We start from the raw sequence: 23,320 nt of genomic DNA, 5'->3' as shown, positions 1-23,320 counted from the left end.
TGCTTGGCTTCGCCGGACTGCGGGCGGGCCGCATTCGCGGCCTCGGCACGAGGCAAAGACTCGTGCCGCTGGTATGAGTCCGGGGCAGGGGGGCGCATCCCACAGCGGAATGGAGAGGCAACGCGGCCCGAGGCGCCAGCCTCGGGCCGGGAGCGCGAAGCGCGACCGCGCGCGACCATCCGCGATCGCCGGCGCGACATGGCCGCGCGAAGCCAAGGCGGCCGGATGGCCGCCGCCCGGCGTCTGAGGGCCAAACAAGGCCTCCTCCCTACTTCCACTTCGCCAGGTAGAAGCGCGGCAGCTCGTCGGGGTAGGCCTTGAAGTCGAGTTGCTTCTGGTAGGCGTAGGTGTTGACGTAGGTGTGCAGCGGCACCCAGTAGGCCTGTTCGGTGATGCGCCGGATCGCCGCGTCGTAGGCGCGCTTGCGGGCCTCCTCGTCGGCGGTCGATCCGCCTTCCAACAGCAGGCGCTGGAGCTCCGGATCGCGGGCATAGTCGTCGTTCCCGCCATCGAAGAAGTTCGGCAGGATCGCTGAGACGTCGTTGATCGAATAGGACCCCCAGGACCCCATCGACATCGCGAGTTCGCCGCGCCAGGCGCGCTGGATCTGCGCCGCCACCTGCATCAGGTTCAGGCGCGCGCGGATGCCGACGGCCTGGAGATAGGACTGCACCGCCTCCGACCATTGCCGCGGCTGGACGTAGGAGGTCAGCTCGATGTCGAAGCCGTTCGCGAAGCCCGCCTCGGCGAGAAGCTGCCGCGCCTTCGCCGGGTTGTAGTCGTAGCGCACCGCGGCATCGGCATTGCAGCCGAACTGGGACGGGTAGCAGGGCGCGATCGGCACGCGGGAACCGCCGCGCACCAGCCGGTCGGCCATCTGCTGGCGGTCGATGGCGTGCCAGACCGCCTGGCGCACCTTCAGGTTGGTCATCGGGTTGCCGGCGCCGCTGCGCCCCGCCGCATCCAGCGAGAGGTAGCCGATGCGCATGGATTCCTGCTGCAGCGACTGCAGGTAGGGCAGGCGGTTCACGTTGTCGATCTGGTCCGGGTTCATGTTCCAGATCCAGTCGGTGCGCTGGCCGAGCAGCTCCGTCAGCTCCGTCGCCGCATCGGGGATGTAGCGCACCAGCAGGCGGCGGATCGCCGGCCGGCCCTTCGGGCCGCCCTGGTAGTAGCCGTCGAAGCGTTCGTACTCGACGCTCGCGCTCACCTCGACCTTGGTCACGCGATAGGGGCCGGTGCCGACCGGGGCGCGGGCGAAGCCGTCGCCGCCGACGCGCTCGCGATAGGCCTTGGGCCAGATCGGCGTCACCAGCGCCAGGTAGTCCAGCGCCGCCGGCGTCGGCCGCTTCAGGTGCAGGCGGACGGCGTGGTCGCCCGTCTTCTCCGCGCGGTCCATCCAGGCGTAGTTGCTCGGCGTCGCGACGCGCGTCTCCGGGTTGGAGACGGTGTTGACGGTGTAGACCACGTCGTCGGCCGAGAAGTCGCTGCCGTCATGGAACTTCACGCCGCGGCGCAGGGTGAAGTCGAGCGTCGTGGTGTTGACCCAGTTCCACTCGGAGGCGAGTGCGGGGACGATGCGGAAGGTCTCCGGGTCGCGGTGCACCAGCCCGTCCATGTACTGGTGCCCGATGATCAGGCCGATGCGCAGGCTGTTGAAATAGGGGTCGATGTTCGGCACCGCGTCGCGGAAGACGATGCGGAGCGTGTCCGTGCCGCGCTGCGCCTGCGCCGGGCCGCCGATCAGCCCCGGCAGCGCCAAGCCGCCCGCCGTCGCCGCAAGGCTCTGGCCAAGTAAGCGTCGTCCGATGGTCATGTCCGTATTCTCCCTGTCGTGGGGAAAGCCTAGGGACGGAGTCGCCCGGGGAGCAAGCCCGGGCTCGGCCCGCCTCCGGAAGCGTTGATGGCGGAGTGCCGCAAGTGACGGGGCCGGCTTCCTCCGTCCAGTGCAGGGTCGCCAATCCGACCACGCGGGCCCGCCGATCGGCGCACTTGCATCGGCGCTGCCCGATCGCCCATACCGCCTGGAAAGGGGGGAGCGGGCATGCGGACCCAGGTCGGCATCATCGGCGCCGGGCCGGCGGGGCTGCTGCTGGCGCAGATGCTGCATCAGCGCGGCATCGACAGCGTGGTGCTGGAGGCGCGGTCGCGCGCCCATGTCGAGGGCCGCATCCGCGCCGGGTTGCTCGAACAGGGATCCGTCGAGACGCTGAGCGAGGCCGGCGTCGCCGATCGCCTGCACCGCGAAGCCCTGGTCCATCGCGGGCTGCATCTGCGCTTCGGCGGCCGGGACCACCGCATCGATCTTTCCGGCCTGACCGGCGGCAAGGTGGTGACCATCTACGGCCAGCAGGAGGCGGTGAAGGACATGATCGCCATCCGCCTCGCCGCCGGCCTGCCGCTGCTGTTCGAGGCGGCGGGGGTGGCGCTGCACGACCTGGCCACCGCCCGCCCGCGCGTCACCTTCCGCCATGACGGCCGCGACCAGGCGCTGGACTGCGACGTCATCGCCGGCTGCGACGGCTTCCACGGCGTCAGCCGCGCTTCGATCCCCGGCGGCGAGCTGCGCCTGTTCGATCGCGTCTACCCCTTCGCCTGGCTGGGCATCCTGGCGCGCGCGCGGCCGATGGCCGAGGAGCTGATCTACGCCCGCCACACCCGCGGTTTCGCGCTGGCGACCATGCGCAGCACCAGCATCAGCCGGCTCTACCTGCAATGCGCGCCGGGGGAGGACCTCGCGCAATGGTCCGACGCTCGCATCTGGTCGGAGCTGCGCACGCGCCTCGGCGCGCGCGACGGCGAGCTTGAGGACGGCCCGATCCTGCAGAAGGGCGTCACCGCCATGCATTCCTTCATCGCCGAGCCGATGCGCCACGGCCGGCTGTTCCTCGCCGGCGACGCGGCGCACATCGTGCCGCCGACCGGGGCGAAGGGGATGAACCTCGCGATCGCCGATGTGCGCGTGCTGGTGCGCGCGCTCGAGGCCTTCTTCGCCGGCAGGGGGGAGGCGCTGATGGACAGCTACTCCGCCACCTGCCTGGACCGTGTCTGGAAGGTGCAGCGTTTCTCCTGGTGGATGACGCAGCTCCTGCACCGCTACGATGGCCAGGACGATTTCGAGGAGCACATCCGCATCGCGGAGCTCGACTACCTCGCCGGCTCGGTCGCCGCGCAGACCACGCTGGCCGAGAACTACGTCGGCCTGCCGCTGGGCTGAACCGTTCAGCCCCGCGCGGCGAGCACCGCCTCGACGACCTCCTGCACCTCCAGCGCCTCGCGCAGGGTGGCGAGGTGGTGCGGCTCGCCGCGCGTCATGGCGGCAACGCCGTCGAGCTGGCGGCGCAGCACCATGGGGCGCATGCGCTCGTTCGGCAGCGCGTCCGGCGCGGGCGACCAGACCCCGTCGGCGCCGCGGCGTTCCGCGAAGGACCAGTCGCGCAGGCGGATCGCGCCGGCCGGGCCTTCCAGCACCCAGGCATTGTGGTCGTCGGCGAGCGTCGTGCCGACGCCGCCCGACAGCGCCACGGGCACGCCGCCGGCGGTGAGACGCGCGGCGATGGCGGTCTCGGAATGGCCTGGCACGGCGAAGGTCGCGCGCGCGGCCTCCAGCACCATCGGCCCGAGCTGCCGCCGCGTCAGGAACAGGAAATGCGAGACGACTTCCCGCGTGAAGCCGCCCTGTTCCGGCTTGTCGAGCCACGACGCTGCGTCGCGCTGCCAGGAACGCGGCCAGCCGGCGAAGGCGACGGTGACGGAGAGCTCCCGCGGCGTGCCGACGGCGCCGGCCGCGCGCCAGGCGGTCAACTGCGCGACCGCCGGCGAGGACGCCATCGGGAAGTTCACCGCCCCGCGTGCGCCGGAGGTTTCCGCGGCAGCGACGAAGGCGCGCGCTTCTTCCGGATTCACCGCCAGCGGCTTTTCCAGGAAGGCCGCCTTGCCCGCGGCGAAGGCCGCCTTGGCATGCGCCAGGTGGAAGGCCGGCGGGGAGGCGACGTAGAGGCAGTCGCAGACGGCGATCACTTCCTCCGCCGAGCCGAGCATCGGCACGCCCGGCACCGCGGCGGCGAGCCGCGCCGCGGCCTCGGGCGCCGGGTCCCACACGCCGATGAGGCGCACCTGCTCATGATCCGCGGCAAAGCGGGCAAGCCGTTCGCCCATGATGCCGAAGCCGACGATGCCGAGGCCGATCCGATCCGCCATGTCCGTTCCCTCCGCGAGGCGGGCGCCTGTATCGCCGCCCTTGGCGTCGCGGTCTATCCTCCGTGCACATATCGAAAGGGGAATGCATGTCCGAAGCCGAGACGCCGGTGCTGCTGACGCTGGATGGCGCCGTGGCGCGCCTGGTGCTCAACCGGCCGCAGCGCCGCAACGCCATGAACAGCGCGATGGGCGAGGCGCTCGATGCGGCGCTCGACGCGCTGGAGGCGGACCGGGAAAGCCGCGTCCTGCTGCTCTGCGGGGCCGGCGGGCATTTCTGCGCCGGGCTCGATCTCGGCGAGGTGGGCTCGCAGGAGAGCGAGGCCGAGCGCCTCGCAGCCGCGCAGGAGCGCAACCGGAAGATCGGCGAGCGCTACCGCCGGCTCTGCGCCCTGCCGAAGGTGGTGGTGGCCGCGGTGCAGGGGGCCGCGCATGCGGGTGGGCTCGGCTGGGTCTGCGCGGCGGATATCGCCATCGCTTCGGCGGATGCGCGGTTCTGTGCGCCGGAGACGCTGCGCGGCCTGGTGCCGGCGCAGATCCTGCCCTGGCTGGTGCGCCGCATGGGCCGCAGCGCGGCGACCCGGCTGGTGCTGCGCGCCGACGTGATCGACGCGGCCGAAGCGCTGCGTCTCGGTCTCGTGCATCAGGTGGCAGCCGATGCGGCGGGGCTGGAGGCGGCGGTCGAGGCGGTGCTGGCCGATATCCGCAAGGGCGCGCCGAGCGCCATCGCCGAGACCAAGGCGTTGATCGCCGCGCTCGGTCCGCTCGCGCCGGAGGGCTATGCCGAGGCCGGCGCGCTTGCCTTCGCCAGGTGCGCGGCGGGGGAGGAAGCGCGCGAGGGCATCGCCGCCTTCCAGCAGAAGCGGCCGCCGCGCTGGGCATCCTGATCGGCGCCGCAGGCGCGGGTTGTGCGGCGACGGGGAGCATCCGCGCCACCCGGCCGCCGCTCGGCGTGACCAGGGCGGAGAACGGCGACAGGTGACGTCGCTGACGCGGTCCGGCGGCGTTCGCGGTGATCATCGGCGCGATCACCGGCTGGCTGCGTCATGGGCGATGCCACCGACCGCATCGGCAGCGTGGCACCGAGCGCGGCAATCCAGGGCCTCATGCCGCAGTTTCGGCCAGCGTCATGGTTCCGAATGCCCGCATGCCCGCACCGACGGTCGCGCCACGGCATGCGGCATCCGCCAGCGGGTGGGCAGGGGTCGCATCGCTGCCGCATGCCGATGCATCCTGCCGCGCGCGATGGCATGCCGGTGCGCGGCCTGCGCGGTTTCGTGGCGACAGGGGGCTTGCCGGCACCCGCGGCCGGGGTTCTCATGCCGCCCGAAATGCGTCTCAGGGAGAACCGAGAGATGGGCTTCCGCCGCCTGCGTGCCGCCTTGCTCGCCGCCGCCGTCGCCACGCTGCCCGTCGCGGTGGCCCCTGCGCCGGCCCTCGCGCAGCAGCGCCCTCTGGTCTGGGGCGACCAGCTGCCCGCGACGCTCGATCCGCATGCGATCTTCGACGTGCCGAGCCAGTTCATCCTGCTCAACGTCTATGACGGGCTCTATCGCTATCAGGCCAACCCGCCGCAGCTCGTGCCCTGGCTGGCCGAGAGCCACGCCACCAGCGCCGACGGCCTGACCTGGGACTTCACCCTGCGCGAGGGCATCAAGTTCCACGACGGCAGCGACATGACGGCGGAGGACGTCGTCTATTCCTTCCGCCGCCTGCTGGCGATGAACCGCGCGCCCGCCGCCGCCTTCAAGCCGGTGCTGCGGCCGGAGAGCGTGACCGCCACCGGCCCGCGCACGGTGCGCTTCGTGCTGTCGAGCCCCTACGCGCCGTTCCTCTCGGCCATTCCGCTGGTCGCGATCGTCAACCCGCGCGCCATCGCGCCGAATGTCGCCAATGACGACTGGGGCGCGGCCTGGCTCGCCTCGAACGACGCCGGTTCCGGCGCCTACCGGATCGACCCGTCCAACTACCAGACGCGGGTGTCGCTCGACCTCGCCCGCTTCCCCGGCCACTTCATGGGCTGGGCGCACAACCAGCGGCCGATCGAGCAGGTGCGTTCCCGCCCGGTGATGGAGACCTCGACGCGCGTCCTGGCGCTGCTGCGCGGCGAGATCGACGCGACCGATTCCTACCTGCCGACAGACCAGGTGGAGCGGGTGGACCGCAACGCCCGCACGCGCGTCGCGCGCGACGAGAGCATGCGCGTCTTCATCATCCGCATGAACAACAGCAAGCCGCCCTTCGACAACCGTGACGCGCGGCTCTGCTTCGCCCACGCCTTCAACTACCAGGGCTTCAACGACGTCATCCTGCGCGGGCTCGTGGTGCGCAACGGCGGGCCGAACCCGAACAACCTCTGGGGCAATCCGCCGGACCTGCAGCCCTACGCCTTCAACCTCGAGACCGCACGGCAGCATTGCGACCGCGCGCGGGCGGCCGGCGCGCCGATCGGCCGCGAGATCGAGATCCACATCCAGTCGGAGCTCGAACAGACCGTCCAGGCGGCGCAGATGTTCCAGGCCGACCTGCGGCGGCTCGGCATCAACCTGCGCATCGTGCCGAACACCTGGGCGAACATCACCGGCAGCACCGGCCGGGCCGAGACGACGCCCGACATGTGGATCCACTGGGTCTCGACCTATTTCGTCGATCCCGAGAACTGGGTCGGCCAGATGTACGACAGCCAGTTCCACGGCACCTGGAAGGCCAGCGCCTGGTACACCAACGCGGAAGTGGACACGCTGCTGCGCCGTGCCCGCGCGAGCCTCGACCGCGCCGAGCGGGAAAGCCTCTATCAGCAGGCGACGCGCCGGATCGTCGCCGACAGCCCGGATATCTGGGTCTACAACACGCTCAACCTGCGTGGCCTGACGCGGCGCGTGCAGGGCTACCAGTTCTCGCCGGTCGGCTCGGGCGGGGAGATCCGGCTGATGTCGCTGGAGAACTGAGCACCGGCCGGTGGCGCGCTACATCCTTCGCCGGCTGCTGCTCGCGCTGCCGGCGCTCTTCGGACTGGTGATCCTGACCTTCGTCCTGTCCCGCGTCGTCCCGGGCGATCCGGCGGCGACGCTGGCGGGCGATGCGGCAACGCCGGCGCAACTCGCGGAGATCCGCGCGCAGTACGGGCTGGACCGGCCGATCCTGGAGCAGGCGCTGATCCATGTGCGGCAGGTGCTGACCGGCGATTTCGGGCGCAGCGTCTTCTCCGGCCGGCCGGTGACGGAGGAGATCGCGCAGCGCCTGCCGGCGACGCTGGAACTGACCTTCGCGGCGCTGCTGCTGGCGACGCTGCTCGGCGTGCCGTTGGGCCTGCTCGCGGCGGTGAACCACAACGGGCCGATCGACCACCTGGTGCGGCTGCTGTCGGTGGGCGGGCTCGCCATCGCCTCCTTCTGGCTCGCGATCATGCTGCAGCTCGTCTTTTCCATGGACCTCGACGTGCTGCCGCTGCGGGGCAGGGTGGATGTCGCGACCGGCCTGCCGCCGCGCGTGACCGGCCTGGTGCTGGTGGACAGCCTGGTCGCGGGCCGCTTCGACATCTTCGCCGATGCCTGCCGGCACCTGCTGCTGCCCGCGGTGACGCTGAGCCTGCCGGGGCTTGCGACCATCGCGCGCTTCACCCGCTCCGGCGTGCTGGAGACGCTGCAGAAGGACTTCGTGCTCTATGCGCGCGCCGCCGGCTATGGGCGGGTGCGGCTGGCCGCCATCTACGTGCTGCGCAACGCGGTGACGATGGTGGTGACGCAGATCGGGCTGCTGTTCGGCGCGCTGATCTCGGGCGCGGTGGCGGTGGAGGCGATCTTCGACTGGCCGGGGCTCGGCACCTATGCGGTGCAGGCGATCCTGTCCTCCGACTACAAGGCGCTGCTCGCGGTCACGCTGGTGGTCGGCGTGGTCTATGCCGTCGTCAACGTCACCGTGGACGTGGCACAGGCATTGATCGACCCGCGCGTGGCGGAGGATGCGCGATGACGGCGCTGCGCCACCTGATGCGCGATCCCGTGGCGGCCTTCGGCCTGCTGATCGTGGTCTTCGCGGCACTGGTCGCGGTCTTCGCGCCCTGGATCGCGCCCCATCCGGACGACGCCTTCGAGAGCCACCTGCTGCAGCGGCTGCGGCCGCCCTCGGCGGAGTTTCCCTTCGGCACGGACAATCTCGGGCGCGACATCCTCTCCCGCGTCATCCTCGGCACGCGGAACGCGCTGCTGGTGGCGGTCGCGGTGGTGGTCGCGGCGATGGCGATCGGCGTGCCCATCGGGCTCGCCGCCGGCTGGAAGGAAGGCTGGCTGTCGGAGGCGCTGATGCGCGTGACCGACGTCTTCCTCGCCGTGCCGCAGCTCATCCTGGCGCTCGCGCTGGGGCAGTTGCTGGCGCCGGGCATCGCCTCGGCGATGGTGGCGCTGGCGCTGACCTACTGGCCCTTCTTCGCCCGCACCGTCTTCGCCGAGACGCGCCGCCTGCGCAGCGCGCTGTTCGTCGATGCGCTCGCCGGCATCGGTGCGAGCCCTTCGCGCATCCTCTTCCTGCACGTACTGCCCAATGCGGCCCCGGCGGTGCTGGTGCGCGCGACGATCGGCATGGGCTTCACCATCCTGACGGCGGCGATCCTCGGCTTCCTCGGGGTCGGCGCGGCGCCGCCCTCGCCGGATTGGGGGCTCGCCGTCTCCGAGGCGCGGCAGCACCTGCCGGAGGCCTGGTGGTTCCCGACCTTCCCGGGGCTGGCGATCCTGCTGCTGGTGCTCGGCTTCAACCTGCTCGGCGACGGCCTGCGCGACGCCGCCGATCCGCGCCTGCGGCGGTCCCGGCGATGAGCCCGCCCGTGCTGCAGGTCGAAGGCCTGGCCGTGCGCATGCGGACGGAAGGCGGGGTGGCGGAGATCCTCGACGATGTCTCGCTGACCGTCCCGCGCGGCGGCACGGTCGGCGTGGTGGGGGAAAGCGGCTGCGGCAAGTCCACGCTGCTGCGCGCGATCCTCGGCATCCTGCCCAAGGGCGGCGAGACGCCGCGCGGCGCCATCCTGTTCGAAGGCCGGGACATCCTCTCCGATCGGGCGGCCTCTGCCCGCGGGCGCATCGGCTTCGTGCCGCAGGACCCGTATCTGTCGCTGAACCCGGTGTTCCGTGCGGGGGACCAGATCCTCGAGATCATGCGCCGCCACGCGCCGGGGTCGCGCGCCGACCGCAAGCGCCGCATCGTCGAGCTGTTCCGCGCCGTGCAGTTGCCGGACCCGGAGGCCGCGCTGCGCAAGTATCCGCACCAGTTCTCCGGCGGCCAGCGGCAGCGCTTGCTGATCGCCGCGGCGCTCGCCTGCGACCCGGCGCTGCTGGTGGCGGACGAGCCGACCACCGCGCTCGACGTCACCACGCAGCGGGAGATCCTGGCGCTGCTGCGCCGGCTGGTGGCGGAACGCGGCCTGTCGCTGTTGTTCGTCACCCATGATTTCGGCGTGCTCGCCTCGGTCTGCGCTGAGGTGACGGTGCTCTACGCCGGGCGCGTGGCGGAACGCGGCCCGACGCGCGCGGTGCTCGACGCGCCGCGGCACCCCTACACGCGCCTGCTGCTCGCCTGCCATCCGGACCGGGCGACGGATCTGCTCGGCATTCCAGGCACCGTGCCGGCGGCGACGGCGCAGCCGGGCGGTTGCCGCTTCCATCCTCGCTGCCCCATCATCCATTCCGGCTGCCCGGTGGAGCCGCCGCCGCTCGTCGCATTGCCCGGCGGCCGCGCCGTGGCCTGCCCGTGGCACGAGGATGCCATTCCCGAGGCCCTGCGTGCCTGAGATCCTTGGGGCGTCGCAGCTCGTCGTCGAACTCGGCGCCCGCCGTGGACTGCTGCGGCACCGCGCGGGCGTGCGCGCGGTCGATGGCGTCGAGATCTCCATCGCCGAGGGCGAGACCTTCGGCATCGTCGGCGAGAGCGGCTGCGGCAAGACGACGCTCGCGCGCACGCTGCTCGGCCTGCAACGGGAAAGCGCGGGCGAGGTGCGCCTCGAGGGCCGCGTGGTCTCCGGTCTCGATCCGCGCGCGGCGCGGCGGGCACGGGATGCCATCCAGTACGTCCACCAGGATCCCGGCGCGGCGCTCGATCCGTGGTGGCGGGTCGGTGCGACGCTGGCGGAGGGCCTCGCCATCCATGGCGTAGGGGATCGCGCGGAGCAGCAGGCGCGCATCGCCGGGATGCTGCGCGCCGTCGGCCTCGATGCGGCGCTGGCGGACCGCTACCCGCACGAGCTCTCGGGCGGCCAGCAGCGGCGCATCGGCCTTGCGCGCATCCTGCTGCTGCGGCCGAAGGTGGTGATCCTGGATGAGCCGACGGCGGGGCTCGACCTTTCGGTGCAGGCGGCGGTGCTGCGGCTGCTGCGCGACCTGCGCGCGCAGTTCGGCCTGACCTACGTGTTCATCTCGCACGATCTCTCGGTGGTGCGGCGCGTCTGCGACCGCGTTGCGGTGATGTATCTCGGCCGGGTGGTGGAGGAAGGCAGCGCCGCGACGCTGTTCGCCGAGCCGCGCCACCCCTACACGCGGGCTCTGATCGCCGCCGCGCCGCATCTCGACGGGCGGGAGAGCGGGCCGTCGCTGCCCGGCGATCCGCCGAGCCTGCGCGCGGTGCCACCGGGCTGCCGGTTCCACCCACGCTGCGCGCACGCCGCGCCGTCCTGCGCGACGAGCGAGCCGGTGCGCGAGGTGGCGGCGGCGGACCACGCGGTGGCGTGCCTGCGTTGGCGGGTGCTGGCGTGAGCCGTGCGGTTGCGTTGGAGAGGGCGCCGCCCTCTCCGGGCCTCCCCCACCGGGGCGAAAGTGAATTCCCCCCGGATTCTGTCCGTGGGGCGGGATCGCCGGCCGTGGCGCAGGCGTACGATCCAGGTACCGGTTTCCAAAGGCCTTTCGGCCTTTGGTGGGGAGGGTTCGGGAGGGGCAAAGCCCCTCCCGCCGAAGGATGTCCATGACCCACTGCGACCCCGTCACCCTCGAGATCATCCGCGGCGCCGCGCGCGCCGCGCAGGCGGAGATGGAGGCGCTGCTCGAGCGCACCGCCATGTCCGCCTTCATCCGCGAGAAAAAGGACTTCTACACCGCGCTGTTCGACGCGGAGGGCGCCATGGCGGTCGGCAGCGACCTGCCGATCTTCGGCGACATCGTCGCGCCGGTCGCCGCGCGCTTCCCGATCGAGACCATGCGGGAGGGCGACCTCTACTGGTACAATGACTGCTACGGCAGCCGCGGCGCCGTCTCCCATTCCAACGACCAGGTCTTCCTCGCGCCCGCCTTTCATGAGGGCAGGCGCGTCGGCTTCGTCATGGGCTGGGCGCATTTCTCGGACATCGGCGGGCTGCGGCCGGGCTCGCTCAGCCCCGATGCGACGGACCATTTCCAGGAAGGCATCATCATCCCGCCGGTGCGCCTCGCCCGCGACGGCGAGACCAACGAGGACCTGCTGCGCACCTTCTGGCGCAACAGCCGCTTCCCGACGCAGTCGCAGGGCGACACGCGCGCGCTGATGGCCGCGGTGCGGCTGGGCGAGAAGCGCCTGTCCGAGATGGCCGGCCGCTTCGGGCCGTGGGTGCTCGCCGATGCCTTCCGACAGTTGCTCGCGCGCACGGAAGCGACGGTGCGCGGCAAGCTGAAGGAGATCTTCCCCGTCGGCACGACGCGCTTCGCCGATGCCATCGACACCGACGGCCACGGCAACGGCCCCTTCACGCTGCGCCTCGAGCTGACGCGCACCGAGGACGACCGCTTCATCTTCGACGCGACCGGGACCGACGACCAGGCGCCCGGCCCGGTGAACCTGCTGATGCATCCGGACGTGCCGGGCATGGCGCTCGGCCTCTATGTGCTGCAGGGCACCACGGGCCAGGTGCTGAACGCCGGCGCGCCGCATGCGATCGACGAGGTGCGGCTGCGCGAGGGTTCGCTGCTCGCGCCGCGCGCCCCGGCGCCGCTCGGCCTGCGCGGGCTGACGATGATGCGCCTGCTGGCGGCGCTGCACGGGCTGGTCGCCGTCGCGCGCCACGGCGAGGCGCCGGCGGCGCATTCCGCCTATGTCGTCATCGCCCTGCGCGGCACGGCGGAGGGCAGGCGCTTCCTGATGAGCGACGGCATCGGCGTCGGCTACGGCGCGCGCCCCTTCGCCGATGGCACCGACGCCGTCTACTTCGTGGCGCAGGAGAACTACCCGGCGGAGTTCATGGAACTGACCTACCCGGTGCGCCTGCGCGCCTATGGCCTGAACCGCGATTCCGGCGGGCCGGGCCTGCATCGCGGCGGCTGCGGCGTGATCCGCGAGTTCGAAGTGCTGGCCGATGAGGCGATGCTCGCCGTGCGCATCGACAGCGTGAAGAACCCGCCCTGGGGCGTCGCCGGCGGGATGAACGGCGGCTCCGGCCGCGCGGTGGTGAACCCGGGCACGGAGCGCGAGCGCATCCTCGCGCCGCTGTCGGACGGCACCATCCTGCGCAGGGGCGACGTGTTCCGCATCGAGACCGGCGGCGGAGGCGGCTGGGGCGATCCCTTCGACAGGCCGGCTGCGCAGGTGCTGGCCGATGTGCTCGGCGGCTTCGTCTCGCCCGAGCGCGCCGCGCGCGACTACGGCGTGGTCATCCGCAACGGCGCGCTGGACGAAGCCGCCACCGCGGAGCATCGGGCGCGGCGCCCGGCGACGGGCCTCTTTCATCGGAACGGATACCGCGATGCCGTCGCGTGACCTCGACCCGCGATCGCGGGATGCCGAAGGCGTGCAGCGTGAAGCGCCGGCTCCGCTGATCGTCGCCGTCGACATCGGCGGCACCTTCACCGACGTCACGCTGCAGGATGCGGTGACCGGCGAGGCCTGGACCGCCAAGACCCCCTCCACGCCGCGCGACCCGTCCGAGGCCTTCGTCACCGGCGTGCGCCTGGCGCTCGATGCCGCCGGCCGCCGCGCGGAGGAGACCGGCCGCGTCCTGCACGGCACCACCGTCGCCACCAACCTGATCCTGGAAGGTCGCACGGCGCCGACCGCGCTGCTGACCACAGCCGGCTTCCGCCACGTGCTGGAGATCGGCCGCGCCGACCTGCCGCGGCGCGACAATCTCTGGGCCTGGGTGAAGCCAAGGCGGCCCGTGCCGCCTTCGCTGGTCTTCGAGGCCGGCGGGCGCATGGCGGCGGATGGCAGCGAATTGGCGCCACTCGACGAGGCCGCGGTGCGCGCCGCCGCCCGTGCGGCGAAGCTCGCCGGGGTCGCCGCCATCGCCGTCTGCTTCCTGCACGCCTTCGCCAATCCGAACCATGAACGCCGCGCGCTGGCGATCCTCGCCGAGGAAGCGCCGGGCCTGGCGCTGACCGCTTCGGTCGATGTCTTCCCCGTGGTGCGCGAATACGAACGCAGCATGGCGACGGTGCTCAACGCCGCGGTGATGCCGGCGGTCTCGACCTACATCGCGCGGCTGGAGACGCGGCTCGAACAGGCCGGCATCGCCGCGCCGCTGCTGCTGATGAAGTCGAATGGCGGTGTCGCCGGCGCCGCCGCGATCCGCCGCGCGCCGGCGCAGACCGCTCTCTCAGGCCCCGCCGCCGGTGTGGTCGGCGCGCGCGCCGTCGCCGCGGCCGCCGGTGTCGGGAACCTCATCACCGTCGATATCGGCGGCACCAGCGCCGATATCTGCCTGATCGCCAAGGGGGAGATCGGCCTGACCCAGACCGGCCGTGTCGGCCCCTGGCCGCTGCCGTTGCCGATGGTGGACATGGTGACGATCGGCGCCGGCGGCGGCTCGCTCGCGCGCATCGGCGCCGACGGCACGCTGACCGTCGGCCCGCAGAGCGCCGGCGCCGAACCCGGCCCCGCCTGCTACGGCCGTGGCGGCACGGAAGCGACGGTGACCGACGCGCATATGGTGCTCGGGCATTTGCCGCCTTCGCTGCTCGGCGGGCGCATGGCGCTCGATCCCGCGCAGGCGGCGGCGGCGGTGGCGCGGGTCGCGGAGCCGCTCGGCCTGACGCTCGACGCGGCGGCGCGCGGCATCCTCGCCATCGCCGACAACAACATGGTCGGCGCCATCCGCGTCGTCTCGGTGGAGCGCGGGCATGATCCGCGCGACTTCACCCTGGTGCCCTTCGGCGGCGCCGGGCCGCTGCATGGCTGCGCGCTGGCGGAACTGCTCGGCATCACCCGCGTGCTGGTGCCGCCGGCGCCGGGCGTGCTCTGCGCGCAGGGGTTGCTTGCCGCCGACCTCAAGGCCGAGTTCACGCGCAGCGTTGCGGAACCGCTCGAAGGCGCCGACCTCGCCCGCATCGAGGCCGCCTTCGCCGCGCTGGAATCCGAAGCCGCCGCCTGGTTCGCGCAGGAACAGGTCGCCGAGACGGACCGCCGCACCCGTCGCGTCGCGCTGATGCGCTACGAGGAACAGGGGCACGAGCTGGCGATCCCCTGGACCGCGCCGGGGGCGCTCGGTGCCGCCTTCGCCGCCGCGCATCGCGGCCTCTACGGCTTCGACCTGCCGGAGGTGGCGGTCGAGATCGTTACCCTGCGCGTCGAGGCCGCCGGCAGCCTGCCGGCCCCGGCCCCCACGCCCCCGCATGGCGGCAGCGCCGCCTTGGCCGAGGTCGGCCGCCAGCGCATCCTGCTGAAGGACGGCGCGGCCGAAGCGCCGGTGCTGGACCGCGCGCGCCTCGGCCCGGGTGCGGCCTTCGCCGGGCCGGCGATCGTCACCCAGCTCGATGCGACGACGGTGGTGGGCGCGGGCTGGTCGGCCTCCGTGCATCCCTCCGGAGCCCTGCTGCTGACGCGCGCCTGAGCCCCGCTTGCCAATCCGCCCGCCGCGTCGGAGCATCGCGCCGACGAACGCGAGGGAATGTCCATGGCGGAAGAGGGCGCCGAGATCGGCTTCATCGGTCTCGGCATGATGGGGCTGCCGATGGCGCGCAGCCTGTTGGCGCGCGGCTTCCGGGTGCTCGGCTGCGATACCTCCGAAGCGGCGCGCGCCGCGGTGGCGGAGGGCGCCGCGCCCGGGGCGGTGAGCTTCGCGCGGGACCCGGCCGGCGTCGCCGCCGAGGCCGGCGTCATCGTGCTGATGCTGCCCAACAGCCGCGTCGTCGCGCAGGTGATGGAAGGGGAGGGCGGCCTTCTCCCCGCGCTGCGGCCGGGCACGCTGGTCATCGACATGAGCTCCTCGGAGCCCGCCGAGACCCGCCGCCTCGCGGCCCTGCTGGCGGATCGCGGCGTCGCGCTGATGGATGCGCCGGTCTCCGGCAGCGTCGCCAAGGCGAAGACCGGCACCCTCGCCATCATGTGCGGCGGCGACGATGCGGCCTTCGCCAAGGCCGAGCCGGTGCTCAAGGGCATGGGCGAGAAGATCATCCGCACCGGCGCCGTCGGCAGCGCGCATGCGATGAAGGCGCTGAACAACTACGTCTATGCCGCCGGCCTGCTGGCGACGGCCGAGGCGCTGCGGATGGGCGAGGCGCTGGGCCTCGACCTCGGCATCCTGACCGACGTGATGAACGCCTCCTCCGGCCGCAACATCGCGACCGAGACCAAGTCGCGGCAGGAGATCCTGACCGGCCGCTATGCCGGCGGCTTCCAGCTCGGCCTGATGCGCAAGGACCTCGATACCGCGGGCGGCATCGCCGAGGACACGGGCTATCCCGCGCCGCTGCTGGCGCTGTGCCGGGAACGCTGGCGCGATGCCGTCGCCGCCCTCGGCCCGCAGGTGGACAACACCGAGATCCACCGCTTCATCGGCAGCAAGACGTCCAAGGAGTGAAACCGATGCCGCAATTGAACCGCCGTGCGCTGCTCGGTGCCGGCGCGATGATGCTGGCCGCGCCGGCCGTCGCGCAGACCTGGCCCGACCGGCCGATCCGCCTGGTCGTGGCCTTTCCCGCCGGCAGCGTCACCGACACGCTGATGCGCCACCTGGCGGAACCGCTCGGCCGCGAGCTCGGCCAGCCGGTGATCGTGGACAACCGGCCGGGCGGCAGCGGCGTCGTCGGCACCGAAAGCGCGGCGCGCTCCCCGGCCGATGGCCACACCTGGGTCGTGCTGAGCGTCACCAACGGGGCGCTCAACACCTACACCATCCGGCGCCTGCCCTATGACCCCATCCGCGACTTCGCGCCGATCGGCTTCGTCGCGGAGACCGCCTACATCCTGGTGGTGCCGGCGAGTTCCCCGGCGCGCGACCTGCGCGGCTTCATCGAGCACGCCAGGGCGTCCCGCACGCCGCTGACCTTCAGCCACGGCAATTCCTCGGCGCTGATCGCCTCGGCGACGCTCGCCCGCCTCGCCGGGGTGGACATGATGCCGATCCCCTATCGCGGCGGGCCGGAGGCGCTGACCGATGTCATCGCCGGGCGCATCGACAGCACCTTCACCGATTTCGCCGCCGGTATGCCTCAGGTGCGTGAAGGCAAGGTTCGCGCGCTGGCGGTAACGCTGCCGCAGCGCTTCTCGCTGGCGCCCGAGATTCCGACCGTCGCCTCCGTGCTGCCGGAATTCACCTTCGACGTCTGGTTCGGCATGGGGGTCCCTGCCGGCACGCCGGCGCCCGTCGTCGCGCGCGCCAATGCGGCGCTGAACAAGGTGCTGGCGGATCCCGAGCTGAAGGAACGCCTGGCGCGGCTCGGCTACGCGCCGCGCGGCAGCACGCCGCAGGAATTCCAGGACTTCCTGCGCAACCAGATCACCGTGCTCTCCGCGCGCGCGCGGGAAGCGGGGCTCGAACAGCAGTAGCCGGGCCTGTCCTACTCCGGCGCGTCGCAGAGATAGCGCCGGAGGTGGTAGGGCTGCGCCGCGAGGGCGGGGCAGAAGGAGGCGACGACCGGCTCCAGCCGGTCGCACAGCCCCTTCCACTGCGCGTTCAGCGCCTCCAGCCTTTCGCGCGCGGCCTCGGCCTCCTGCGCGAGCTTCGCGATGTCGAGCGTCAGCAGCCGCCGGTCCTGCACCACGAAGCGGCCGCCGATCATGACATGGCGGACGCCGGTGCCGTCCTCGACATGAACCATCTGGTTCACCGACCAATGGTGCGGGATCCAGTTGATCGAGGCGAGGTCGAGGAAGACGATGTCCGCCTTCATCCCCGGCGCGATCGCGCCGATGTCCTTGAAGCCCAGTGTCTTGGCCGAGCCGAGCGTGGCGGCGTCGTAGACTTCCTCCACGCTCGCCCAGGCGCGCGGGTCGGGCGTCTGCACCTTGGACAGCAGCGAGGCGGCGCGCATTGCCTCGTACATGTTCTGGTTGTCCGACGAACTCGACCCGTCGGTGCCGATGCCGACGGTGACGCCGAGGTCGCGCGCCCGGCGGAAGCGGAACATGCCGTTGCCGAGCTTCATGTTGCTGCCCGGATTGTGCGCGAGCGCCGCGCCGGCATCGCGCAGGCGCCTGAGGTCGTCATCGTCCAGCCAGACGCCGTGCGCCGCCGTGAAGCCGGGCCCGACCAGCCCGAGCGCATCCATGTGCGCGAGCAGCGTCCGGCCGTAGCGGCGGATGCCGATCAGGGCCTGGACCTTGCTCTCGCCGACATGGCTGTGCAGCCCGACGCCGAAATCCCGCGCCAGGTCGCGGCAGCCGCAGAGGAAGGCATCCGAGCAATGGTGCGGGATGGTCGGCGCCACCGCCGCGCGGATGTCCTTGCCCGCCCAGCGCCAGCCCGCGAGCACGCCGCGCATGGCATCGAGCGTGCGTTCCCAGGCGGGCAGGCGCAGGCGGTCGACCTGCGCGCGCAGCGCCTCCGGCAGGGCGTCGTAGAGGCCCGGCACGGCTTCGTAGAGCGTGCGGTCGGCGACCATGGGCGCGATGACGGCGCGCATGCCGATGCCGGCATAGGCCTCCGCCACCGCATCCATCCCCTCCGCCGTGGGCACCGGGACCTCGGTGTAGAGGTCATAGGCCGCGGTGCAGCCCTTCAGCACCATCTCCGCCGCGTTGATCTGCGCGGCGAGCTTCTTGTCGGCGAGCGCCCGCCCGCCACCGGTCCAGGGTGCGGCGGCGAGCAGCAGTTCCAGCGTCCAGCGATCGCCCTGGCCGCGGGAGAGCGCCCCATGGCCGTGGGTGTGCGCGTTGATCAGGCCGGGATGCAGCAGGAAGCCGGCGGCCTCGACGATGCGCGCCTCCGCCGGCGCGGCGAGGTCGGCGCCGACCTCGCGGATGACGCCGTCCTCCACCAGGATGTCGGCCGGTTCGGCGCGGCGCTTCGCCGGATCGGCCAGGCGCCCGCCGCGGATGAGGATGAAGCCCGGTTCGATCTCCGCCATGCCGGATGCTCCCGTGCTGCGTCTGGGGCAGGTCGCGGACGGCCGGCAAGGGCTGTCGGCGCGATCCTGCCCGCGGGGCCGAGCGTGGAGCGGTTTTCCTTCGCGTGGAAGCCGCTTCGCTCTGGAGGAGTGCGGGTCCGAGAGGGGCGCGGCCACTCTCGGGCTCACCCTGCCAGGGATCCCATACCGCCGAGCCTTGCCGATGACCTCATCGGCGAGGTTCAGCGGTATGGCGCACGGGGCTGGCGGGGCGGCCGCGCGCGAAACCAAGACACTGATACCGAGTCAGCGAAAGGCTGGCCGGTATCATTGCCGATGCGATGCATCGGCGATGGCGACTCATCGGCCGAGAGGCCTTTGGAAACCAACACTCCGGGTCACCGCGGGTGCAGGGGACCGTGTCCCCTGCTGGGGGAGCTTGAGGGGGCAACGCCCCCTCAAGGCATATTGGCGCCCTTCAACGCCGCGACCACGGCATCCGTGACCTGCGCCGTCGTCGCCGTGCCGCCGAGATCCGGCGTCAGCACCTCGCCGCGCGCGGTCACCGTCTCCACCGCGCGCATCAGGCGCTGGGCGGCGGGGGCCTCGCCCAGGTGTTCCAGCATCATCGATGCCGTCCAGAAGGCGCCGAGCGGGTTGGCGATGCCCTTGCCGGTGATGTCGAAGGCGGAGCCGTGGATGGGTTCGAACATCGAGGGCCGGCGCCGCTGCGGGTCGATGTTGCCCGTCGCGCCGATGCCGAGCGAACCGGCCAGCGCGGAGGCGAGGTCCGACAGGATGTCGGCATGCAGGTTGGTCGCCACGATGGTGTCGATCGTGCCGGGCTTCATCACCATGCGCGCGGCCATGGCGTCGACCAGCATCTTCTCGACCGCCAGGGCGGGATATTGCGCGGTGATCTCGGCGCAGACCTCGTCCCACATCACCATGCCGTGGCGCTGGGCGTTGGACTTGGTGACCACCGTCAGGTGCCGGCGCGGGCGCGACATGGCGATCTCGCAGGCATGGCGGCAGATGCGCGCAACGCCGTCGCGGGTGAAGACGGCGACATCCATCGCTACCTCGATCGGCAGGCCGCGATGGGCGCGGCCGCCCACACCGGCGTATTCGCCCTCGGAGTTCTCGCGCACGATCACCCAGTCGATCTGGCTGCCGAGATCCTCCCGCAGCGGCCCGCGCACGCCGGGCAGCAGCCGCGTGGGCCGCACATTCGCGTACTGGTCGAAGCCCTGGCAGATCGCGAGCCGCAACTCCCACAGGGTGATGTGGTCGGGGATGTCCGGCGCGCCCACGGCGCCGAAGAAGATGGCGTCGAAGCCTTCGAGCTGCTTCAGCCCGTCGGCCGGCATCATCTTCCCGGTGCGGCGGTACATCTCGCTGCCCCAGTCGAAGGAGTCGAAGGCCAGCGAGAAGCCGCCCTGGGCCTCGGCCACGGCGTCCAGCACGCGGCAGCCCGCGGCAATGACCTCCGGTCCGATGCCGTCGCCCCCGATGGCGGCGATCCTGTGCTGGCGCATGCGCTGTCCCTCCTGCTTCCGAGCTTCCCTGCCGTCGCGCCGTGAGGCGCGCAAGCCATCATCGCGCCGTGAGGCGCGCAAGCCATCATCGCGCCGTGAGGCGCGCAAGCCATCATCGCGCCTTGAGGCGCGCAAGCCATCATCGCGCCGTGAGGCGCGCAAGTCCTCATCTGCGGCGCATCGCGCCCAGACCGTCAGCGGCGGAACCGCAGATCCATGCCGCGGGCGCGCCAGGCGGCCTCGATCGCGTCCATGTCCGTCAGCCCGGCCGGGTTGGCGCGGCTCGGCCGCGTGTGCTGGCTCGGCTCCGCCTGCGTCCGCCACAGGCCGAGCAGGCGGGAGAGCTCGACCAGCGGCTCGGCATGGTCGTCGACGCGCAGGTTGATGTCGGGGAAGTCCTCGGTGGAAGTGAGCATCAGCGCGGCGGATTGCCGCCCGCGCCTGTCGCCGCCGGCGTCCTGGCCGGCATGCAGGGCGGCCATCAGGCGTTCCGGCAGCGGCAGGTCGGTGCGCCTCGCGAAGACCTCCGCGGTTTCGGTCACCACGCGCTCGCCGGAGAGCATGTTGCCGGCCACGCTGAACCCATCTCCGGCGACCGAGCCGCACCACTCGACGCAATTCTCGCCGGTATGGGCGGCGACGCGACCCCGCGCATCCACCGCATGGATCTGCCGCAGGCCGCGCCCCTCGTCGCCGGCCAGCGCGCTGTCCAGCGCGAGCCGCGCCGACAGCCCGCGCGCCATGGCATCGAGCACCGCCGGGCCGAGGTAGCGGTTGCTCATCGACTGGGTGGAGACCGCCCCCACTCCGGTCCGCAGGAAGGGGCAGGAGGCGCCGACCGCCAGGTTGCAGGTGGTGACGGCCACGGCGAAGGCGCCGGAGGCCGGATCGCGGGCGACGATGGACCAGGTCATGGCCGGGACTCCTGAGGGGCTGCGCATCCTGCACCGGGACGGGGCGGTTGACAGCAGGGCGCGGCCGCGTCGATGTGGACGCAACGAACTGGGAGGAAAGAACGCCATGGATCTCGTGCTGCGTCGCCGCGCGTTCGGCGCCCTTGCCCTTGCCGCCGCGGCGCCTGCCGCCGCCCGCGCACAGGGCGCCTGGCCGGACCGGCCGGTGCGGCTGATCGTGCCCTTCGGCGCCGGCGGCGCGGTGGACACGCTCTCCCGCACCGTCGCCAACGCCTTTCCGCAGCACGCCAACGGTCAGCCCATGGTGGTGGAGAACCGCTCCGGCGCCGGCGGGACCATCGCCGGCGGCGTGGTCGCGACCAGCCGGCCGGACGGCTATACGCTGATGATGGCCGACCTTGGCGCCAATGCGATCGGCAAGCTGCTGCAGCCGGGCCTCGGCTACGATCCGCTGACGGCCTTCGCGCCGATCATCCACCTGGTGAACCTGCCGCTGGTGATCGTGGCCCGGCCGGGGCTTGAGGCCGCGACGCTGCCGCAGCTCATCGAGCTGGCGAAGCGGCGCAACGGGGAGATGACCTATGCTTCCCCGGGCGTCGGCCATGCCAGCCATCTCAGCGCCGAACTGCTGGCGCGCCGCGCGGGCATCCGCTGGACGGCGGTGCACTACCGCAGCGGCGCCGACGTGATGCGCAGCGTGATCCAGGGCGAGACGGATTTCACCATGCCCTCCGTCTCGACCTCGCTGCCCTTCATCCGCGACAACCGCGTCAAGGCGCTGGCCGTCAGCACGGCCAATCCGGTGGCGTCGCTGCCGGGGGTGCCGCCGGTCGCCGCCACCTATGCGGGCTTCGCCTCGGCCACCTGGCATGGCGTGGTGGGCCCGGCAGGCATGCCGGCGGAACTGGTGGTCGCCGCCAACCGCGCTCTCCGCGCCATCATCACCACGCCGTCGGTGAAGGAACAGACGGAACGGGTGCAGGCCGCCGAGGTCGTCGCCGGCACGCCGGAGGAGTTCGCGAGCTTCATCCGCGCCGAGGCCGAGAAGTGGGAACCGGTGATCCGCGAGGGGAACATTCGCGCCGAATAGCCGGCCGGTGGCCCGTATCCGCAGCGGGCGTCGTCGCGCGCGCATCGTCGGGCGCACGACCGATCGGCGATCCGACCCCGTGTCCCGCTTGCGAAGTCCTGCGGGCTTCGTCCTCGGGCCGCCATTCCCTGCTTTCGGCGGCCGGCCCGGCCGCTTCGTTCGCCGGAGATCCAGCGAGCTTCGCGGGCAGGTCGCTACGCGTCCTTCCGCGCCAGCACCGCGAAGGCGTAGGCGAATTCCGGCCCGGCGCGGCGGCCGAGTTCGAGCGTGGCGGCGACGATCTCCGGATCCTCGTCGGTGAGGTGGCGCACCGCCTCGTCCACGCCCGGCACGCCCCAATAGGGGTAGAGGAAGATGCCGTCGGCGCGCACGGCGCGCAGGCCTACGGCCGCGAGCATGGATTGCGTCTCGGCCCAGGTGAATTCCTGCAGGTGCTGGTAGTTGGTGACGAACTCGCCCGAGCCGAGCCTGCGCGAGATGCGCTGGTTCAGCCCATCGCGGTTGGCGACGGTGATCATGGCGGTGCCGCCCGGGCGCAGCACCCGCGCCGTTTCGGCCAGGGCGCGCGCCGGATCGCGGACATGCTCGATCGCGTCGATGAAGAGCACGCGGTCGAAGGCGGCATCCGGCAGGGCGAGCGCGGCCGCATCCATGGCGGCGAAGCGGAAGCGCGGCTGATCGGCGTGCCGCGCGCGGCCCATCGTCAGCGCCACGGTCGCGATATCGACGCCGAGAACCGAGCGCGCGCCGGCGAGGAGCCGCGCCAGGCGCCCCGTTCCGCAGCAGAGGTCCAGCACCTCCTCCCCCGCGCAGGGGCCGAGGTAGTCGGCGATGAGGCGATCGATCTCCTCATAGTAGCTGCGGTCGCGCAGCGTCTCGTAGACATAGCCGCCATTGCGCCAGAACTGGTTCATCGCATGGCGCAACTCGGCATCGGTCATGGCCGGGAACTGGGCGATGATGCCGGGCTCGGGCAGGATGGGGTCGGTCTCGGCCTCGGCGGGCGGATCGGGGCGCTCCATGCGCGCGGGCAGGGCGCTTTCGAAGGCGTGGAAATGCTCGCTGGCGCGGATCGTCTCGGCCTCCCCGGCCGTGGGGCCGAAGACGACGAAGACCGGGTTGGCCAGCACGGGATGCAGGCGCGCCGTGATGTCGCGCAGCGCGTCGCGCGTCAGCGCATCCAGCATGCCCTTGTGCAGGATGGCCCAGTCGTGGCGCTCATCCGGAACGATGGCCGTGCGCGCGTAGCGGTGGATGCGCGGGAAGACCCACCAGAAGAGATCCGGCGCGAGGATGCGGGCGCCCGGCACGGCGCGGCCGCGCACCGCCCGGGCCGCATCGCTCCAGAAGGGGTCCTGGTGCGGGAAGGTCACG

18 protein-coding genes are annotated in these 23,320 nt (G+C 72.2%); 12 read left to right on the top strand and 6 right to left on the bottom strand.

The genetic code is table 11. From position 1 onward, the window contains the following. Positions 1 to 268: 268 nt before the first annotated feature. Positions 269 to 1,816, bottom strand: a complete 1,548-nt coding sequence (locus GXW74_RS02145) for an ABC transporter substrate-binding protein (RefSeq protein ID WP_211844614.1) — start codon at positions 1,814 to 1,816, stop codon at positions 269 to 271. A gap of 228 nt (positions 1,817 to 2,044) precedes the next feature. Between GXW74_RS02145 and pobA the strand changes: the two genes are divergently transcribed. Then, positions 2,045 to 3,217, top strand: a complete 1,173-nt coding sequence (gene pobA / locus GXW74_RS02140) for a 4-hydroxybenzoate 3-monooxygenase (RefSeq protein ID WP_211844613.1) — start codon at positions 2,045 to 2,047, stop codon at positions 3,215 to 3,217. Between the two features lie 5 nt (positions 3,218 to 3,222). Here pobA and GXW74_RS02135 read toward each other — a convergent pair whose 3' ends face one another. After that, a complete protein-coding gene (locus GXW74_RS02135; RefSeq protein ID WP_211844612.1) occupies positions 3,223 to 4,200 on the bottom strand; it encodes a Gfo/Idh/MocA family protein in 978 nt (325 codons plus the stop codon). 86 nt (positions 4,201 to 4,286) lie between these two features. Between GXW74_RS02135 and GXW74_RS02130 the strand changes: the two genes are divergently transcribed. From GXW74_RS02130 to GXW74_RS02085, 10 genes are all read left to right on the top strand, one after another. Next, the gene (locus tag GXW74_RS02130; protein WP_211844611.1) at positions 4,287 to 5,084 is read left to right on the top strand and encodes an enoyl-CoA hydratase-related protein; all 798 of its coding nucleotides are present in this window, start codon (positions 4,287 to 4,289) and stop codon (positions 5,082 to 5,084) included. 468 nt (positions 5,085 to 5,552) lie between these two features. Beyond that, entirely contained in the window at positions 5,553 to 7,145 is a 1,593-nt protein-coding gene (locus GXW74_RS02125) for an ABC transporter substrate-binding protein (protein WP_211844610.1), read from the top strand. Between the two features lie 10 nt (positions 7,146 to 7,155). Further along, on the top strand, positions 7,156 to 8,169 hold the full coding sequence (locus GXW74_RS02120) for an ABC transporter permease (protein WP_211844609.1): 1,014 nt from the start codon (positions 7,156 to 7,158) through the stop codon (positions 8,167 to 8,169). Further along, a complete protein-coding gene (locus GXW74_RS02115; protein ID WP_211844608.1) occupies positions 8,166 to 9,008 on the top strand; it encodes an ABC transporter permease in 843 nt (280 codons plus the stop codon). Before GXW74_RS02120 ends, GXW74_RS02115 begins: the two co-directional genes overlap by 4 nt. 8 nt (positions 9,009 to 9,016) lie before the next feature. Continuing rightward, complete coding sequence (locus GXW74_RS02110; protein WP_211844607.1) at positions 9,017 to 9,976, top strand: ABC transporter ATP-binding protein; 960 nt, start codon at positions 9,017 to 9,019, stop codon at positions 9,974 to 9,976. Then, positions 9,969 to 10,934, top strand: coding sequence for an ABC transporter ATP-binding protein (locus tag GXW74_RS02105; RefSeq protein ID WP_338148109.1), 966 nt, complete (start codon positions 9,969 to 9,971; stop codon positions 10,932 to 10,934). Before GXW74_RS02110 ends, GXW74_RS02105 begins: the two co-directional genes overlap by 8 nt. Before the next feature lie 205 nt (positions 10,935 to 11,139). Further along, positions 11,140 to 12,900 carry a hydantoinase B/oxoprolinase family protein gene (locus GXW74_RS02100; protein ID WP_211844605.1) on the top strand — a complete coding sequence of 587 codons (1,761 nt, stop codon included), beginning with the start codon at positions 11,140 to 11,142 and terminating at the stop codon, positions 12,898 to 12,900. After that, the gene (locus GXW74_RS02095; RefSeq protein ID WP_211844604.1) at positions 12,887 to 14,968 is read left to right on the top strand and encodes a hydantoinase/oxoprolinase family protein; all 2,082 of its coding nucleotides are present in this window, start codon (positions 12,887 to 12,889) and stop codon (positions 14,966 to 14,968) included. The genes GXW74_RS02100 and GXW74_RS02095 overlap by 14 nt, the downstream gene beginning before the upstream one ends. A 57-nt stretch (positions 14,969 to 15,025) precedes the next feature. Continuing rightward, complete coding sequence (locus GXW74_RS02090; RefSeq protein ID WP_211844603.1) at positions 15,026 to 15,937, top strand: NAD(P)-dependent oxidoreductase; 912 nt, start codon at positions 15,026 to 15,028, stop codon at positions 15,935 to 15,937. Positions 15,938 to 15,942: 5 nt separating this feature from the next. Next, a complete protein-coding gene (locus tag GXW74_RS02085) occupies positions 15,943 to 16,905 on the top strand; it encodes a Bug family tripartite tricarboxylate transporter substrate binding protein (RefSeq protein WP_211844602.1) in 963 nt (320 codons plus the stop codon). Between the two features lie 11 nt (positions 16,906 to 16,916). On the opposite strand, the gene GXW74_RS02080 is transcribed toward GXW74_RS02085, so the two are convergent. The 3 genes from GXW74_RS02080 to GXW74_RS02070 all read right to left on the bottom strand — a co-directional run bounded on the left by GXW74_RS02080 (position 16,917) and on the right by GXW74_RS02070 (position 20,856). Further along, on the bottom strand, positions 16,917 to 18,425 hold the full coding sequence (locus GXW74_RS02080) for an amidohydrolase family protein (RefSeq protein WP_211844601.1): 1,509 nt from the start codon (positions 18,423 to 18,425) through the stop codon (positions 16,917 to 16,919). 437 nt (positions 18,426 to 18,862) lie between these two features. Further along, positions 18,863 to 19,942 carry a tartrate dehydrogenase gene (locus GXW74_RS02075; RefSeq protein WP_211844600.1) on the bottom strand — a complete coding sequence of 360 codons (1,080 nt, stop codon included), beginning with the start codon at positions 19,940 to 19,942 and terminating at the stop codon, positions 18,863 to 18,865. A gap of 194 nt (positions 19,943 to 20,136) precedes the next feature. After that, positions 20,137 to 20,856, bottom strand: coding sequence for a DUF1028 domain-containing protein (locus GXW74_RS02070; protein ID WP_211844599.1), 720 nt, complete (start codon positions 20,854 to 20,856; stop codon positions 20,137 to 20,139). A 106-nt stretch (positions 20,857 to 20,962) separates the two neighbouring features. Between GXW74_RS02070 and GXW74_RS02065 the strand changes: the two genes are divergently transcribed. Continuing rightward, positions 20,963 to 21,946 carry a Bug family tripartite tricarboxylate transporter substrate binding protein gene (locus GXW74_RS02065; RefSeq protein WP_211844598.1) on the top strand — a complete coding sequence of 328 codons (984 nt, stop codon included), beginning with the start codon at positions 20,963 to 20,965 and terminating at the stop codon, positions 21,944 to 21,946. 194 nt (positions 21,947 to 22,140) lie between these two features. Here the strand turns inward: GXW74_RS02065 and GXW74_RS28560 are convergent, their stop codons facing one another. Then, the gene (locus GXW74_RS28560) at positions 22,141 to 23,319 is read right to left on the bottom strand and encodes a class I SAM-dependent methyltransferase (protein WP_211844597.1); all 1,179 of its coding nucleotides are present in this window, start codon (positions 23,317 to 23,319) and stop codon (positions 22,141 to 22,143) included. Position 23,320: the final 1 nt, after the last annotated feature.

The sequence above is a fragment of the Neoroseomonas eburnea genome (genome assembly GCF_018129005.1).
Classification (GTDB): Bacteria; Pseudomonadota; Alphaproteobacteria; order Acetobacterales; family Acetobacteraceae; genus Neoroseomonas; species Neoroseomonas eburnea.
Note: the sequence above shows the minus strand (reverse complement) of the source record. Positions and strands in the feature narration are given on the sequence as shown.